The sequence below is a fragment of the Desulfatitalea alkaliphila genome, from assembly GCF_022968795.1.
GTDB lineage: Bacteria > Desulfobacterota > Desulfobacteria > Desulfobacterales > Desulfosarcinaceae > Desulfatitalea > Desulfatitalea alkaliphila.
In genome coordinates, this window is sequence record NZ_JALJRB010000006.1 from 82,926 (window position 1) to 98,601 (window position 15,676).

Annotated in this window: 10 protein-coding genes; 5 read left to right on the plus strand and 5 right to left on the minus strand. The window is 62.4% G+C overall.

The features are described from left to right. Nucleotides 1–201: 201 nt before the first annotated feature. A complete protein-coding gene (locus MRX98_RS07255) occupies nucleotides 202–3,333 on the minus strand; it encodes a hybrid sensor histidine kinase/response regulator (protein ID WP_246904520.1) in 3,132 nt (1,043 codons plus the stop codon). A gap of 332 nt (nucleotides 3,334–3,665) precedes the next feature. Between MRX98_RS07255 and MRX98_RS07260 the strand changes: the two genes are divergently transcribed. The 4 genes from MRX98_RS07260 to MRX98_RS07275 are packed head-to-tail and all read left to right on the plus strand — an operon-like array spanning nucleotide 3,666 to nucleotide 9,555. Beyond that, nucleotides 3,666–4,337 carry a cobalamin B12-binding domain-containing protein gene (locus MRX98_RS07260; protein WP_246904553.1) on the plus strand — a complete coding sequence of 224 codons (672 nt, stop codon included), beginning with the start codon at nucleotides 3,666–3,668 and terminating at the stop codon, nucleotides 4,335–4,337. Next, the gene (locus MRX98_RS07265; protein WP_246904556.1) at nucleotides 4,334–5,386 is read left to right on the plus strand and encodes a uroporphyrinogen decarboxylase family protein; all 1,053 of its coding nucleotides are present in this window, start codon (nucleotides 4,334–4,336) and stop codon (nucleotides 5,384–5,386) included. The genes MRX98_RS07260 and MRX98_RS07265 overlap by 4 nt, the downstream gene beginning before the upstream one ends. A 22-nt stretch (nucleotides 5,387–5,408) precedes the next feature. Next, on the plus strand, nucleotides 5,409–8,933 hold the full coding sequence (locus MRX98_RS07270) for a response regulator (protein ID WP_246904560.1): 3,525 nt from the start codon (nucleotides 5,409–5,411) through the stop codon (nucleotides 8,931–8,933). 13 nt (nucleotides 8,934–8,946) lie between these two features. Beyond that, entirely contained in the window at nucleotides 8,947–9,555 is a 609-nt protein-coding gene (locus MRX98_RS07275) for a response regulator transcription factor (RefSeq protein ID WP_246904564.1), read from the plus strand. A gap of 558 nt (nucleotides 9,556–10,113) precedes the next feature. Here the strand turns inward: MRX98_RS07275 and MRX98_RS07280 are convergent. The 3 genes from MRX98_RS07280 to mgtE form a co-directional block, all read right to left on the minus strand. Next, nucleotides 10,114–11,514: a sigma-54-dependent transcriptional regulator gene (locus tag MRX98_RS07280; protein WP_246904567.1), complete on the minus strand. Its 1,401-nt coding sequence runs from the start codon at nucleotides 11,512–11,514 to the stop codon at nucleotides 10,114–10,116. A 111-nt stretch (nucleotides 11,515–11,625) separates the two neighbouring features. Continuing rightward, nucleotides 11,626–12,591, minus strand: a complete 966-nt coding sequence (gene prmA, locus MRX98_RS07285; RefSeq protein ID WP_246904569.1) for a 50S ribosomal protein L11 methyltransferase — start codon at nucleotides 12,589–12,591, stop codon at nucleotides 11,626–11,628. Between the two features lie 20 nt (nucleotides 12,592–12,611). After that, entirely contained in the window at nucleotides 12,612–13,973 is a 1,362-nt protein-coding gene (gene mgtE / locus MRX98_RS07290) for a magnesium transporter (protein ID WP_246904573.1), read from the minus strand. A 473-nt stretch (nucleotides 13,974–14,446) separates the two neighbouring features. Between mgtE and MRX98_RS07295 the strand changes: the two genes are divergently transcribed. Further along, nucleotides 14,447–15,193, plus strand: a complete 747-nt coding sequence (locus MRX98_RS07295; RefSeq protein WP_246904576.1) for an HAD family hydrolase — start codon at nucleotides 14,447–14,449, stop codon at nucleotides 15,191–15,193. On the opposite strand, the gene MRX98_RS07300 is transcribed toward MRX98_RS07295, so the two are convergent. Beyond that, nucleotides 15,183–15,581 (minus strand): hypothetical protein, encoded by a 399-nt coding sequence (locus MRX98_RS07300; protein WP_246904578.1) that lies wholly within the window; start codon nucleotides 15,579–15,581, stop codon nucleotides 15,183–15,185. The two genes, MRX98_RS07295 and MRX98_RS07300, sit on opposite strands and share 11 nt — an antisense overlap. Between the last annotated feature and the right edge of the window lie 95 nt (nucleotides 15,582–15,676).

Sequence of the window (15,676 nt, forward strand, 5' to 3'; positions counted from 1 at the left end):
ACGGCATATCGCGGCCCATCTCTGCGTCCTCGTTCTTTTGAAAACCTCGCCGTCATCGCCAGGGCACGGCATGCCGTGCCCCTACGCCTGTTGCGCAGGATAGCTTCGCTGTCGATTTCAAAATCGCTGTGGCTTTCGTCCGAAGGCTTGGCCGAGACCAGTGATCTGAACCGCAATCCAATATTTTTGGATGGTCACCGATTAGGCGGGCGCTTTTGCCGCTGCTGCGTCCAGGACGTCACGCACCTTGCGGGCCAGGTCGCCGCGGCTCACCGGTTTCATGAGGAAATCCTTGAACCCTGCCTGCTGCGCTTGGGCGGCCGACATGCTTTCGCTGAAACCGGTGCAGAGGATCAGGGGCATGCCCGGACGCACGGCGATGATATGTCGGGCCAGCTGTTCGCCGGTCATGTTGGGCATGGCCATGTCGGTGATCACCAGATCGTAGGCAAAGGGATCGGATTTGAAATGTTCCAGGGCATCGATGCTGCCGGTGCGGGTCTGCACGCGATATCCCAAGCGCTCCAGAATCTGCTTTTCCAGGCGCAGGATCGGCGCTTCATCATCCACCAGCAGGATCCGTTCGGTACCGGTGGGGTGGACCGTGGCTTCCGCCGGCTGTTGCACATCCGGATTGCAGGTCAAGATCGGCAGGAACACTTTGAACGTGGTGCCCTGATCGATTTCACTGTAAAACCGGATATCGCCGCCATGCTCCTGGACGATGCCGTAGCAGACCGCCAGCCCCATCCCGGTGCCCTTGCCCTGGGGTTTGGTCGTGAAATAGGGGTCGAAGATTTTGGACACCACATGCGCCGGAATGCCGTGGCCGGTGTCGGAGACCGTCAGACGCGCATAGGTGCCCGGATGCAGGGCCATCGCATCGGCATCCTCCTGGTCACAGACGATCTGCCGCAGTTCGATGGTGATGCTGCCGTTGTTCGCTTCCACCGCGTGATAGGCATTGGTGATCAGATTCATGGCGATCTGGTGCAGATTGGTCGGGTCGGCCAGAAGCGGCCCGCAATCGTTCTGCAGATTGTGGCGGATGGTGATGTTGGACGGGATGGTGGCATGCACCAGCTTGAGCACCTCCTTGAGCACCTGTTGAAACCGAACGGGGGTTTTCCGGGTTTCCATCTGGCGGCTGAAGGAGAGGATCTGATTGACCAGCTCCTTGGCCCGTTGGCCGGCTTGATGGATGGACGCCAGATTGCCCCTTTCCCTGCTTCCGGCCGGCATGTCGTCCAACAGCATCTCCGACAATCCGATAATGGGAAACAGAATGTTGTTGAAGTCGTGGGCGATCCCGCCGGCCAGGGAGCCGATGGCTTCCATCTTCTGGGCCTGCCGCAGCCGGGCTTCAATCTGTTTGCGCGCCGAGACGTCCTGCAGGAAGGTCAGGGCGCAGGCTTGTTCTTCGTAGACCAGGGGTACGGCCGACAGCTCCACCGCCACGGTGCTGCCGTCCCGCCGCACACAGACGGCTTCATGCCGCGGCACTTTGCACTTGTCCTTGTGGAGTCGTCGCAGGTTTTCGCGCACCGTAGCGTGGCTGTCGGGGTGGAAGCGTCGGTCAATGGATATGCCCAGCAACTGGTCCGGCGATGTGGCGCCGAACAGGCGCAGGGCGGCTTCGTTGGCGTACAGGATGCGGCCTGTATTGTCTTCCACATAGATGGCGTCGGGGGCATTGGTGACCAGGGAGCGAAATTGCATTTCGCTTTCACGCAACTTTTCTTCCATCTTTTTGCGTTCGGTGATGTCCCGGGATACACCTTGGATGCCGATGACATCACCATTGGGATCGCGCAGAAACGATACGTTGGCTGAGGTCCAGACGGTGCCGCCATCCGCTTTGAAGTGTTCGATTTCAATGACACGGGTTCTGCTTTTGTCAATTTCGGGACGTTGCTCGTTTTTCATTTCTTCCCTGAATACCGCGTAAGTCTTTTTCAAGGAGTCTGGCGTCAATTGGTCCGCGATCGTTTTGCCGAGGAACGCTTCGACCGTTTCACCCAACAGGCGTTCAACGGAAGGGCTGACATAGGTGGTGCGCAGGTCCAGATCCATGGTCCAGACCACATCGGCGCTGTTCTCTGCGATGCGGCGATACTTTTCCTCGCTTTCCCGCAAGGCGGCTTCGATGCGTTTGCGTTCGCTGATATCCCTGCCGAAACAGATGAGCTGCCCCCCTTTTGCTGCGAGGTGGGTGACGGAGACTTCCACATCGTACATGCGCCCGTCTTTGCTGCGGTGGGTTGCATTGAACCTTTCGGAGCCGTTGGCAACGATGCGTTGGATACGCCTGGTTGTGTCAGCGGGCGTTTCATCCGTATCCAGGTCCGAAACGTGCATTTGCACAAGTTCGTCGAGCGTATAACCGCTCATGCGGAGGAAGGCGGTATTGGCTTCCAGAAAGTTGCCCTGCGCGTCGAGAAGCCAGAAGCCGTCGGCCGTCGTTTGCAAAATGGTGCGCAGGTAGTGCTCGTCTTCTGCCAGTTGCTTCGCCAGGCGGCGCTGTTCGTTGATCACCTCTGTATAGACGATGATGCCGCCGATGGTGCCGTCCGCCGCATACCACGGCCTGCATTCCCAGCGGGTCCAATCCACCGAACCGTCTGTTCGTACAAAGGGATCCGCTTCCGCGCGGGAAGTTTCACCGGCCAATGCTTTTTGGTGGATATCGCGCCACTTCTGCGGCAAATCCGGAAACACTTCGTAGTGGTGTTTGCCGAGAATGTCCTTTTCTTCGACCCGGTAGGCCTCGAGGTATTGACGGCTGACATGAAGGTAGCGCAAATCCTTGTCGTGCACGGCGATGGCGCTGTTGGCATGCTCGATGATGTGGCGCATCAGGTTTTGGGCGTGCTGCTCATTGCGCTGCGCTATTTTCTGTTTGGTAATGTCCTCGATGGCCAAAATGGTCAGCTTGCGACCATCCAAAACGATATGCGTTGCTCTGTATTTCAGCCAGATGGCCGGCATGTCAAATGCACGTTCCAGCAAGACTTCGCCTTCCTTTTTGAAGGCGTTCGATTCCTCCTCAAGGGCGCACCGAAGGGCTTGCGCTAAAACACAGGCCGGGCATGTGTCGATGTCACAGCAATTCGAGGAGGGCGGATGGCAATGGGCGCAGGCGATGAATGTTCCCAGGGTGGTGTGGTCGGTGGCGTTCAGTGATCGACCGAAAAGCGCTTCGGCCAAAGCATTGGCTTCAATGACGCGGCCGTCGCCGGTGCAAAGCAGAATACCCACGGGCGATGCGTCCAAAATGAGCTGCCAGGTTGGGTTTGCGGTCGAAAAGTGCGGTTGGGCGGTGTTGTCCAGCATAATCAACTATGCTCCCAAAGAGTTGCTGTTGCGTCGGGAAATGTTGTTGTGCGCATCGTTTGCATTTTGCCATTTATGGTAAATGAAGGCAATGCATTTGAAGGCGTTTGGTCTTGCCGAACATTTGGCATCTGGCAATGGGGCATTCTTTGGTCGCCAAGCACAGCGAGATCGACACAGGTTGCCTTATGCTTAATGTTTCGTTGCGATGGGGCGTATAATATGTAAAATATCGAATCGAAAATTCGAAACTGCGTGCAGGCGCTTATCGGGGCCTGTGCGGTGGCCCGGAGAAAATCCCTGTTGCCGGGATGTGTCGGGCCGGGAGGTGTATGGTGTTGGAGAACGAAAACCAGCAGGACATCGAAGCGGATGCGGCGGCGCGGGCCTTCGAGGCGGCATTGCTGCGCCTGGACCGGCTGACCGCTACCCGCCTGCTCACCGCGCCGGCGGGCGACGGCAACGGCTTGCAGCGCATCGAGCGCTTGGTGCTGCCGGCCCTGGAGCGGATCGGGCAACACTGGGAACAAGGGGGCTTGGCCCTCTCCCAGGTTTACATGAGCGGCCGGATTTGCGAGGAGCTGGTTGAACAACTGCTGCCCGCGGCCACCAGTGAACGGGGGGAGGGGCCGCTGATCGCCCTGGCGGTGCTGGAGGACCACCACTTGTTGGGCAAGCGCATGGTGCACGCCGTGATGCGGGCCGCCGGATACGCGGTGCGGGATTATGGCCGCCTGGATGCGGCCGGGCTGGTGGCGCGGGTGGTGGCGGAGGCGGATGTCGATCTGTTGATGATTTCCACGCTGATGCTCGCATCGGCCTTGCGCGTGGCCAAGGTGCGGGAGCTGTTGGCGGCTGCCGGCCGGCGCCTGCCCATTGTGGTGGGGGGCGCGCCCTTCCGGCTGGACGAGACCTTGTGGCAAGAGGTGGGGGCCACTGCCATGGGCCGCAGCGCCTCGGCGGCGCCGGCCATCATCGCTCGTTTGACGGGGGGTGCGCCATGAGCGAACGTGAACCCATGACCGCCATGCAACGGGTGTTGACCGCCTTGTCCCACCAGGAGCCGGACCGGGTGCCTTTTTTCCTGCTCAATGCCCTGCACGGGGCGCGGGCCCTGGGGCTCTCCATCCGGGACTACTTCGCCGCCGCCGAAACGGTGGTCGAGGGCCAGGTGCGCATGCAGGCCCGGTACGGCCACGACTGCCTGTTCGGCTTTTTTTACGCGCCGGTGGAGGTTGAGGCCTGGGGCGGAGAGGTGGTTTTCGTGCCGGACGGTCCCCCCAACTCGGGCGAACCGCCGATTCGCAAGGCCGAGGAGATCCGCGCCCTGGCGCCGCCGCGCATCGACGAGCATCCCTGTTTGACCCGGGTGCTGGCGGCCATCGCCGGCATGAAGGCGCGGGTGGGGGATACGGTGCCCATCATCGGCGTGGTCGTCTCCCCCTTTTCCGTGCCGGTGATGCAGATGGGGTTCGAAGCTTACTTGCAATTGCTGGCCGCCGATCGAACGTTGTTCGACCGCCTGATGGCGGTCAACGAGGCCTTTTGCGTGGCCTGGGCCGATGCCCAGTTGCGGGCCGGGGCCACCACCATCTGCTATTTCGATCCGGTGTCGTCACCCACCATCGTGCCGCGGGATTTGTACCTGGAAACCGGCTATCCCGTGGCGTGCCGCACCCTGAAGCAGATCAAGGGCCCCACGGCCACCCATTTCGCTTCCGGCCGCTGTCTGTCCATCGTGGACGATGTGGCCCTGACCGGCACCGGGGCGGTGGGGGTCAGCGCCGACGAGGACCTGGCGGAGCTCAAAGACACCTGCCGTGGGCGGCTCACCGTGATTGGCAACCTCAACGGCATCGCCATGCGCCGCTGGGACGCGGCGCAGGCCGAGACGGCGGTCAAGGCGGCCATCTCCGCTGCCGGCGCGGGGGGTGGTTTCGTGTTGTCGGACAACCACGGCGAGATTCCCTGGCAGGTGCCGGAAACGGTGCTGGACGCCGTCGCCGAGGCGGTGCGGCAATGGGGGCGTTATCCCTTGGCGGTGTCCTCATGAAGGGCAATGCGGTGGGGATTCCATGAGCGGTGCATTCGGTATCCTGGTATGCGACCTGCTGGGCCGGGAGACGGCGGCGGCGCTGGCGGCCGAAGGGCTGGAGGGGGTGCAAACGGTCACCTTCCCCTGCGCCTGCCGGGGCGCCCATGACCCGGGGGATCGCCTGACGCCGGTGGTGGCCGCCCATGCCGAGGCGTTCGATCATCTGCTGCTGCTCAACGGCGACTGCCTGCGGGCGGCCTGTCGCGATCTGGCGCCGGCCTTGCAGGCCAAGGTCGCCGCGGGGCCCGACGCCTTCGCCCTGTTTCTGCCCCCTGACCTGGTGCACCACTATCAAGGGGCGGGGGCTTATCTCCTGACGCCCGGGTGGTTGGCCGACTGGCCCGACCGTTTGACCGCCTGGGGGTTCGATCAAGCCACGGCCCGCGATTTCTTCGCTGAGTGCTGCACCCGGCTGGTGCTGCTGGATACCGGCCTGCGGCCCGACAGCAGCACCAAGCTCAAGGAGTTGGCGGCCTTCGTGGCGCGCCCCTGCGAGCGGCTGCCGGTGGGGCTGGATTTGCTGCGCCTGCGGATAAAAACCTGGGTGATGGATTGCCGCCGCATGGATGGCCGGGACGGTCCGGACCGCATGACCGCCCCGGCGGCCGATTATGCCACCGTCTTCGACATGCTGCAGCGCTTTTCCACCCTGCAGAATGAAACCGAGATCGCCGCAGCCATTTTCGAACTGTTCGACATGCTGTGTGCACCGGCCGCCCAGGCCTATTTGCCGATGCATGCAGGGGCGCCCGGCACCCTGGTGGCCTGGCCGGCCGATGCAGCGCCCGATGCCGCGACGGTCGACCGGATGGCCGCCTTGGCAATTCCGCATGACTGGACCGCTTCGGATGCCGGCTTCATGGTGCAGGTGCGCCAAGCCGAAACACCGCTGGCCGTGCTGCTGGTGGACGGCGTGGCGCTACCCCGCTTCCGGGAACGTTACCTCAACCTGGCCCTGACCCTGTTGCCGGCCTTTGCCTTGGCCATCCTCAACGCCCGCAACCTGGAGCAACTGGCGCGCTCCCGGGAAACCCTGCTGGAGCGCGAGCAGCGCTTGGCCAATGCCCTGGAACGGTTGGCCCTGGCCACCAGCGGCACCGGCATCGGTATTTGGGATTACCGCCCGGCGGAGGACCATTTGACCTGGGACGAGCACATGCACGAGCTGTTCGGCGTGGCGCCCGCCGCCTTCGGCCAACGGTTCGAAGATTGGGCCCGCTGTGTGTTGCCCGAGGACCTGCCCGGGGCCATGGCCGAATTCGAAGCCGCCCTGGCGGGACGCAAGGAATTCAAAATTGAATTTCGCGTGCGTTTGCCGGACGGCGCGGTCCGGCACCTGGCCGGCGCCGCCACGGTGGTGCGCGATGACCGGCAGCAACCGAAGCGGGTGATCGGCGTCAATTTCGATATCACCGAGCGCAAGGCGGCCGAGGTGGCTTTGCAACAAGCCAAGGAGGAGGCCGAGGCGCTCAACCGTCATCTGGCCCGGCAAACCGCCTATGCCGAGGAGATGGCGGCCCGGGCCAACCTGGCCAATGAAGCCAAAAGCCAGTTTCTGGCCAACATGAGCCATGAGATCCGCACTCCCATGAACGGCGTCATCGGCATGACCGGTCTGCTGCTGGACACCGATCTGACCGGCGAGCAGCGGCACTATGCCGAGACGATCCAATCCAGCGCCGCGGCCTTGATGCGTTTGATCAACGATATTCTGGATTTTTCCAAGATCGAGGCCGGCCACATGGATCTGGAGATGCTCGATTTCGATCTGTGTGCCTTGCTGGAGGATTTCGCCGCCATGATGGCCCCCCGGGCCCAGGAAAAGGAGCTGGAGTTCATCTGTGACCTGGCCCCCGATGTGCCGGTCCTGCTGCGGGGCGATCCCGGACGCCTGCGCCAGGTGCTGGTGAACCTGGCGGGCAATGCGGTCAAGTTCACCCACCAGGGGGAGGTGAGCGTGCGGGGCGCGGTGGCCCATGAGGATGACGATTCGGTGATGGTCCGTTTCCAGGTGCGCGACACGGGCATCGGCATCAGCGCGGCGGACCCCCGGGGGCTGTTCGACAAGTTCACCCAGGAGGACGGCAGCACCACCCGCAAATATGGCGGCACGGGCCTGGGGCTGGCCATCGCCAAGGAGTTGGTGGGTTTGATGGAGGGCGACATCGGGGTGCAAAGCGACCCCGGCCGGGGGTCCACCTTCTGGTTCACCGTGCGGTTGGCCAAGCAGGCCGATGCGACGCCGAAGGCCTGGCCCACGGCCGATCTGCAGGGTGCCCATGTGCTGCTGGTGGATGACAACGCCACCAACCGCGAGGTGATGACCGCCCGGCTCGATGCCTGGCAGGTGCGCAGCGCCGCGGCCGCCGACGGCCCCACGGCGCTGCGCATGTTGCGGGCGGCGGCCGAAGCCGGCGATCCCTTCCAGGCCGCCATCGTGGACATGCAGATGCCCGGCATGGACGGGGCGGCCCTGGGTCGGGCCATCAAGGCCGATGCCGCCCTGGCCGATGTGCCCCTGGTGATGATGACCTCCCTGGGGCGGCGCGGGGATGCCCGGCGCATGGAGGCGGCCGGTTTCGCCGCCTACCTGATCAAACCGGCCCGTCCGTCGGATATCTTCGATTGTTTGACCTATGCCTTGGCGGACCGGGCGGAACCCGCCACCCGAACCCCCATCGTCACCCGCCACGCCATCCGGGAGATGCGCCGGGCGGCCACCCGCATCCTGGTGGCCGAGGACAATCCCACCAACCAAAAGGTCACCTTGGGCATTCTCAAAAAGATGGGCCTGAGCGCCGATCTGGCCGTCGACGGGCATGCGGTTCTGCAAGCCCTGGAACGGCAACCCTACGATCTGGTGCTGATGGATATGGAGATGCCCGACATGGACGGACCGGCGGCCACGCGGCGCATCCGGGCCCACGAGGGCCGGGGGTTTCCTGTCGATGTGCCCATCGTGGCCCTGACCGCCCATGCCGGTCCGGCGGATCGACAGCGCTGTCGGGATGCCGGCATGAACGGTTTTCTGTCCAAGCCGATCACCCCCGAAGCGCTGAAGCGGGTCATCGCCGGCTGGCTGCCCGGCCTCGTCGGCGCTCCGGGGGGCGCGGGCGGTACCGATGCGACCGGGCCGCCGGCCGAGGCGCCGGATGCGTCCACGGCGCTGTTCGATCAACAGGGGCTGATGGACCGCTTGATGGGCGATATGGAGCTGGCCCGGCGGGTCGTTGCGGGTTTCCTGGATGACATGCCCCGTCAAATCATGTTACTCGAAACCTTCGTCCACGAAGGCAACCGCGAGCGGGCCCGCCGCCAGGCCCACACCATCAAGGGCGCCGCCGCCAATGTGAGCGCCGAAGCGATGCGCGCGGCGGCCGACCGACTGGACCAAGCCATCGGCCATGGGGCCGAGGCGGAGTTGGCCGGCTTGGTGGACGATTTGCAGGCGCAGTTCCAACAATTACGACCGGCCCTGGCCGCCCTGGCTGCCCCCGAACTCTGAAAGGCCCATTGCCATGCGAATATTGATTGCCGAGGACGACCTCACGTCCCGCACCGTTTTGACCGCCCTGCTGGAAAAGCGGGGCCATACCCTGGTGGTGACCGAGGACGGTCCCGCCGCGTTGGCCGCCTTGCAAGCCCCCGACCGCCCCCATCTGGCCATCCTGGACTGGATGATGCCCGAGCTGGACGGCGTGACGGTCTGCCGCCGCATCCGCGCCTTGGACCTGGAACCGCCGCCCTACATCATCCTGCTCACCACCAAGGATGCCAAGGGGGATGTGGTCGCCGGCCTGGACGCCGGCGCCGACGACTACATCACCAAACCCTACGACCCCGACGAGCTGCGCGCCCGGGTGGCGGTGGGCCGCCGCATCCTGGGGCTGCAGGCCGCCTTGGCCGAAAAGATCAACGCCCTGCAGCACGCCCTGGACGAAGTGCGCACGCTGCAGGGCATCGTGCCCATGTGTGCCAACTGCAAAAAGGTCCGGGACGATCAAGGCTACTGGAACCAGGTGGAGGTGTATATGCGCACCCACACCGATGCGCAGATCAGTCACGGCATCTGCCCGGAATGCGCCCGCAAACTTTACCCCGAACTCGATTTGGACGATTCTGAATAGGCCGTCGGCGAGATTGTCTTTTGGCGGTTGGCGATTCAAAATCGTCGTAAGCGTACTCAGCCCCGAAGGGGCGGTTCTCGTACGCGTACTCGAAAAGGTGCTAAATGTTCGACCTGCCTGGGCATATCGTTTGTACAAAGGGCTCAAGGGTGTTTTGATGGCATGCCAAACAATTGATTCCAAAAACCGGAAATGATGGTAAACGTCTTCTTGTTCGTATCGTTTCGATACTGGTAAAGAGGCCTCGGCGCCGATGCAGGTTCGCGAGAGTATCGCGTACGCGTACGAGTACGAGTACGATTACGATAACGTGTACGCGTACGAAAAATTCGGAAGGACGTCGCCACCCAATAGCTGGAGGCGACGCTAAAAAACCGAGCGCCTCGGCTTGGTGTGATACACCAAGCCAAATCAATATCAGAAGCGAGCTGAAGCAGCATCGGAATCGAAATCGATTCAGTTCTGTTTTGCGCTTCGATACCGATTTCGAGTTCCAATGGGCAAGCCCCGACTTGGGGTCTGTGGATAGCCGCTTTCTTTGTGTAGCCGCCAGCCGGCTCAGCGTGCCGTGATGGCGTGTTTCTTCATCAGCTCGTAGAGCCGCGAGCGCGAGATGCCGGCCATGGTGCAGGCATTGGACATGCTGCCGCCGCTGTCTTTGAGCAGGGTGTTGAGGTATTGGGTCTCGGCCATTTCGATCATCTTGTCGCGGAAGGCCTGCAAGGGGGGCAGGGGGCGGGCCGCATCGAAGGGGGTCGCTTCGGCGGGGCGGGCGCATGGCTTGGTGATCTGGCGGCACGCCACCTTGGTGCGCAAGGTCGGCGGCAGATGGCAGGAGTAGAGCACCGTTTCGTCCCGCGCGGCGGAGAGGGCGCTGTCCATGGTGTTGACCAGTTCGCGCACGTTGCCCGGCCAGTCGTGACCTGCCAACACCTCCAGAAAGTCGGCGGACATCTCTTTGGGCGTGCCGCCGTACAGACGGCTGAGCCGCTGCAGGTGATATTCGGCCAGCAGGGGGATGTCCTGCCTTCGTTGGCGCAAGGCCGGCAAATGCAGGTGAAAGGTGCGCAGTCGATAGAGCAGGTCCTGGCGGAAGCGGCCCTTGCGCACCATTTCGTCCAGATCCCGATTGGTGGAGGCGACGATGCGAAAATTGCTGCGGCGCTCTTCCTTGCTGCCGATGGGCCTGAAACAACGGCTTTCCAAGACGCGTAAAAAGGCCTTTTGCAGGGAGAGCGGCATCTCGCCGATTTCGTCCAGAAAAAGGGTGCCGCCGTCGGCCTGGGCCACAAGTCCTTCCCGCGGGGCGTCCGCGCCGGTGAAGGCGCCTTTTACGTGGCCGAACAGCATGCTCTCCACCAAGTGGTGGGGCAGTGCGGCGCAATCCACCACTACGAAGCTGGCATCCTTGCGGGGGCTGTTGCGGTGCACCGCGCGGGCGAACAGCTCCTTGCCCGTACCCGTGTCGCCGGTGATCAGGACCCCGGCGTCGCTGTACATGGTGTGGGCCAATTGATCCAGGGCGTGGGTCAGCGGTTGGCTTTCGCCCACGATGCCCCGGCGGTCGATGGCGGGCGCCGCCGCCGGCTGCTTGCCCGCACGATATTCCAGGGCCCGCAGCAGGCGCAGGGTCATGGCCTTGGGCGATGCCGACTTCTCGATGTAGTCCCAGGCGCCGTTGTGAATGGCGAACTCGGCGCCGTCCGGATCGCCATGACCGGTCATGATGATCACTTCCGGCTTGGCGGGCGATTGGGAGATCCGGTGCAACTGTTCCAGGCCGCTGCCGTCGGGCAGTTTGACGTCCAGCAGCACCAGGTCCGCCGGCCGATTCTCTACCAGGGCCAGGCCGTCGGCGAGGCTCTGCGCACTGACGGCGGTGTGCCCGTGCTGTCGAATCAATTGTTCGAGAACGCCGCATACACTTCGATCATCGTCGATAATGACTACCAGCGACATGAATTTCACCTTTGCGTCACAGTGCGGGGCACGCGCCGCAGCCTGTTTCTTATCCCCGGCCGTGGCGTGGTACAAACCCAATATCGCACCTTTTGAGAAATTCTTTAGCCTTTATGGTATCCGTTGGGCGCGTTCCAATCTTTTTTTCGGGATCGAGGTAGTGTAACTGCCCGCCAGTGCAACCCATTCATCCTTTTCCGAAATATCATCGATAACGAATCCAACAGCCTCCATTTTATTGAGTACGGCGGGCTTTTGCTTTCTCAGGATGCCCGAACAGATGAAGCGGCCGCCGGGGGGCAGGACGGTGGCAACGGTGTCCAGCAGTTCGATGATCACATCGGCCAGGATGTTGGCCAGTACCAGGTCGTGGTGGCCGGCGATGGGGGCGAGGAGGTGGCCGCAGATAAGGGCGAAGCGCTCCGGCGACAATTTGTTTTGCAGCAGGTTGGCGCGGGCCACCCCGAGGGCCAGGGGGTCGTTGTCCACGCCGGCAAGACGGCCGGCGCCCAGCTTGGCGGCGGCGATGAGCAGGATGCCCGAGCCGGTGCCCACATCCAGCACCCTTTGGCCGGGCCGGCAGTAGCGTTCCAGCAACTGGACGCAGAGGCCGGTGGTGGGGTGGGTGCCGGTGCCGAAGGCCATGCCGGGGTCGATTTCGATCACCTGTTCGCCCGGACGGGGGGTGTAGTCGCACCAGGTGGGCTTGACCACCAAACGCGGGGTGATGGGTTGGGGATGGAAAAAGGCTTTCCACGATTCGGCCCACACCTGTTCGTCCAAATTGTCGTAAGCAGTGGTGTAGGTCATCGGGTGGCGGGCCGCCAGGGCCGCCAGGCCCGCTTCCAAATCGCGGCGCAGGCGCGGGGCGCGGTGGTCTCCCGGAAAATAGCCGGTGACCGCCGGTTGGGCGGGTCGGGGCACCGCGTCGGCGCCCCAGTCGTCGGTTGGTTCCAGGCCGGGGTCGTCCACCACCACGCCGCTGATGCCCAGGGTGTCGAACAGCTCGGCGATCAGCTCGGCGGTCAGGTCGGTCGATGGGCTGTTGAAGGTCACTTTGGCCGCGATCCAGTGCATCTTGTCGGCTCCTCGTGCGGTTACGCCTGGAAGGTGCGCATCAGTATGAAGGCGATTTGAAAGTAAATGGCAATTCCCACCGCATCGATGATGGTGGCGATGAAGGGGCCGGCGGTCAAGGCCGGATCCAGCTTGATCTTTTTGAGAATCAGCGGCAGTAGGGCGCCGACGAGGTTGGCGGCCAGCAGGGTCGCCAGCAATGCGCTGGCCACGATGATGCCCAGCAATGCATGCTGGTCCTGCAGAAACACCCTGAAATAGGCGATCAGCCCCAGGGAGACGCCCAGGGCCAGCCCCATGAGCAGCTCGCGGCGAAAGACCCGCCAGCCATCGCTTGTTTCGATTTCGCCCAGGGCCATGCTGCGAACGATCATGGTGGCCGATTGGGTGCCGGCGTTGCCGCAGGTGCCCATGACCATGGGGATGAAAAAGGAGAGGGCCAGCATCTGATGCAGCGCGTCCTGGTTGGCCTCCATGATGGTGGTGGAGATCAGGGATGTGAGCAGCAGGATTGCCAGCCAGATGAAGCGGCTCCAGAACAGCCGGTGGAAGGGGCGCCGGAAATACTCTTCGTCGAAGGGCAGCACCGCCGAGATGCGCTGAAAGTCCTCGGTGCTCTCGGCCTCGATGATGTCCAGTACGTCATCCACGGTGATAATGCCCAGCAGCCGGTTCTCCTTGTCCACCACCGGCACGGCCAGCAGGTCGTACTTCGAAAAGAGGGCCGCCACCTCTTCGATGTCCATGTCGTGGGGAGCGCTGATCAGGTTGGTTTCCATGATGCGTTCCAGCTGGGCGTAAGGCTTGGACATGATCAGGTCGCGCAGGGAGATGGTGCCGATCAGTCGCCGCTGCTGATCAGTGATGTAGATGTAGTAGATGGTCTCCTTGTTGGGCGCTTGCAGCCGCAAGTGGGACAGCGCCTCGCCCACCGTCAGGTCCTTGGTGAGCATGGCGTACTCGGTGGTCATCACGGCGCCGGCTGTGCCTTCCTCGTAGTGCCACAGTTTACGGATGGCGTTGCGCTCGGCCTGGGCGATCAGGGGCATGATCGCTTCACGCACTTCGTCATCCACGGCTTTGAGCAGATCCACCCGGTCGTCCGGCTCCATGTTTTCCACGAATCGGAGCATGGTTTGGGCGTTGCCCGCTTCGAGGCAGGCCTCCTGGGTCTCCATGGAGAGTTGGGCAAAGGCGTCGATGGCCTTGTGATTGCCCACCGCCGATAAAATCTCAACGACCTCGCCGGGCTCGAGCCGGCTTTCTTCCAGCACCTCGGCGATGTCCGAGGGATGCAAACCGCGCAGGGCGGCCAATTCCGCCTGACGCCCTTCGGTGTCGGCGGTTTCCAATATACGGCTGAGATCGAGCGCGTGGGTCATGGTGCGCCTCCTTAACGCCTTGTCCGGGCCGTCGGCCCGAAAAGACGTTCAGGACGGCGCCTTAAAGAGCGTGCGCAGGCAAGCGCGACGCGGAGGCGGTCCTACATCGAGGCCGAGCGGCGGATTTCCGATTTTGTGTGCTGCGACTGGGAGGTTTGGTGTCGCAACTACCACCAGGTTCCTTTTCGTCCATCAGGGTCCTCATTAATGTGTTCGACGGATCCGGCCGGCCGAGCCGATGCCGATCCTCCAAAAACGATTTGTTTTGACCGTTGGGGCCGGTAACTAATGCAATGGGATTGAAAATGCAAGAATAAATCCGATCCGTGGGGTTTTACCGGGCGTGGTTTAATGCTATGGGTTTGAAGCTATGACAAGATGTGCCCCGGTTTCCAGGATCCCTTGAAAATTGAATTCTTGCGGATGGAACGCCGACCTATTGCAGGTCGCGTCGATTGCGGAAAGAGACGCCCATGCCACAACCCCGCTATGTCGCCATGGTCTCCTCCGACTGGAGCGAGTGCCTTTCACCCAACGGCCCCTTCGATGTCATCGGACATCACTATCCCGAGTTGCGCCCTGCCGTGGCGGCGGTTTTTCGTCAGTACACCGGCAATGCGATCCCATTGGGGGATGCCTTGGATCGGGTGGCGGCGCTGCTGCCGTCACCGATCACGGCAGCGCAGATGGACGCCTACCTGGACGACGCCTTCGCCACCTATCCCGGGGTGCCTGAATTGATCGAACGATGCCTGTCCAACGGTATTTTGTTCATGATCAATACCACCGGCATGATCGGCTATTTTCAAAGGGTGTTGGCCAAGGGGCTGCTGCCGCCCCTGCCGGCCCTGTCGGCCAATGACCGCATCCGTTTCGATGCGCCGGGTGCCGCCGCTTTTGCTTTTTTCCCGATGACCGAGATTGGCGACAAGGCGACCAACAGTACCGCCGCCGCCGCCCGTTTTCAAATACCGTTGGAAAAAGTGACGGTCATGGGGGACAGCGGCGGCGATGGTCCCCATTTCCAATGGGGGGCGCAGGTCGGCGCGCGTCTGATCGGTTGCATGGTCAAACCGTCATTGGAACAGTACTGTCATGCGCACGGTATCGCCAACCACCATCGCTTCGGCCACTGCTATCAATTGGGTGAAGAGCGGGCGTCGGAGAAGGAGATGGTTTACGATTACAGGGATTTGTGGCCCTTGTTGCTCAAGGCTTGAAATTCGACGCCTCGATCAGTTGAAAGCCACGGAAACGAAAGGTGTCGATTTCCTGGTCGAACCGTTTTTTGGCAATCTCTTCCGATTTGAATGCCGCGCGTGCGCTGAAGGTGTATTGGGCGCTGCTGATGTTGTGCTTTTGTTCCAAGTATTTTTGGAAGGCCGATTCCAGATCCAGAATCACACTGGTTTTGACAAAGTACTCTTCGTCGCTGCTGCTGGCGCCGACGGCAAGTTGGCTGAGAATCGGGCTGTAGTACGCCACCTGCTCCCTGGCCGAGTAGGCGATGAGGTAGCCGTAACCGATGTTTTTGGCCCAAGCGGCCGGTGCGCCGATCACCATGACGGACATCAAGACCCAAAGCAGTAGCAAGGCCTTTTTTTGCATGTCAATACCTCCCGTGTGCTTCCATTCCGGTGAAGTCCGGCAGCGTATTGTCGCAGCGTGGGGCCGCCGGGCCTGATGTCGATCATGACCCGCGC

Bases quoted from the DNA above. Each gene is read 5' to 3' on its own strand.
- MRX98_RS07300 (WP_246904578.1), bottom strand. From the start codon at position 15,581: ATGCAAAAAAAGGCCTTGCTACTGCTTTGGGTCTTGATGTCCGTCATG.
- MRX98_RS07275 (WP_246904564.1), top strand. From the start codon at position 8,947: ATGCGAATATTGATTGCCGAGGACGACCTCACGTCCCGCACCGTTTTG.
- mgtE (WP_246904573.1), bottom strand. From the start codon at position 13,973: ATGACCCACGCGCTCGATCTCAGCCGTATATTGGAAACCGCCGACACC.
- MRX98_RS07265 (WP_246904556.1), top strand. From the start codon at position 4,334: ATGAGCGAACGTGAACCCATGACCGCCATGCAACGGGTGTTGACCGCC.
- MRX98_RS07260 (WP_246904553.1), top strand. From the start codon at position 3,666: ATGGTGTTGGAGAACGAAAACCAGCAGGACATCGAAGCGGATGCGGCG.
- prmA (WP_246904569.1), bottom strand. From the start codon at position 12,591: ATGCACTGGATCGCGGCCAAAGTGACCTTCAACAGCCCATCGACCGAC.
- MRX98_RS07295 (WP_246904576.1), top strand. From the start codon at position 14,447: ATGCCACAACCCCGCTATGTCGCCATGGTCTCCTCCGACTGGAGCGAG.
- MRX98_RS07255 (WP_246904520.1), bottom strand. From the start codon at position 3,333: ATGCTGGACAACACCGCCCAACCGCACTTTTCGACCGCAAACCCAACC.
- MRX98_RS07270 (WP_246904560.1), top strand. From the start codon at position 5,409: ATGAGCGGTGCATTCGGTATCCTGGTATGCGACCTGCTGGGCCGGGAG.
- MRX98_RS07280 (WP_246904567.1), bottom strand. From the start codon at position 11,514: ATGTCGCTGGTAGTCATTATCGACGATGATCGAAGTGTATGCGGCGTT.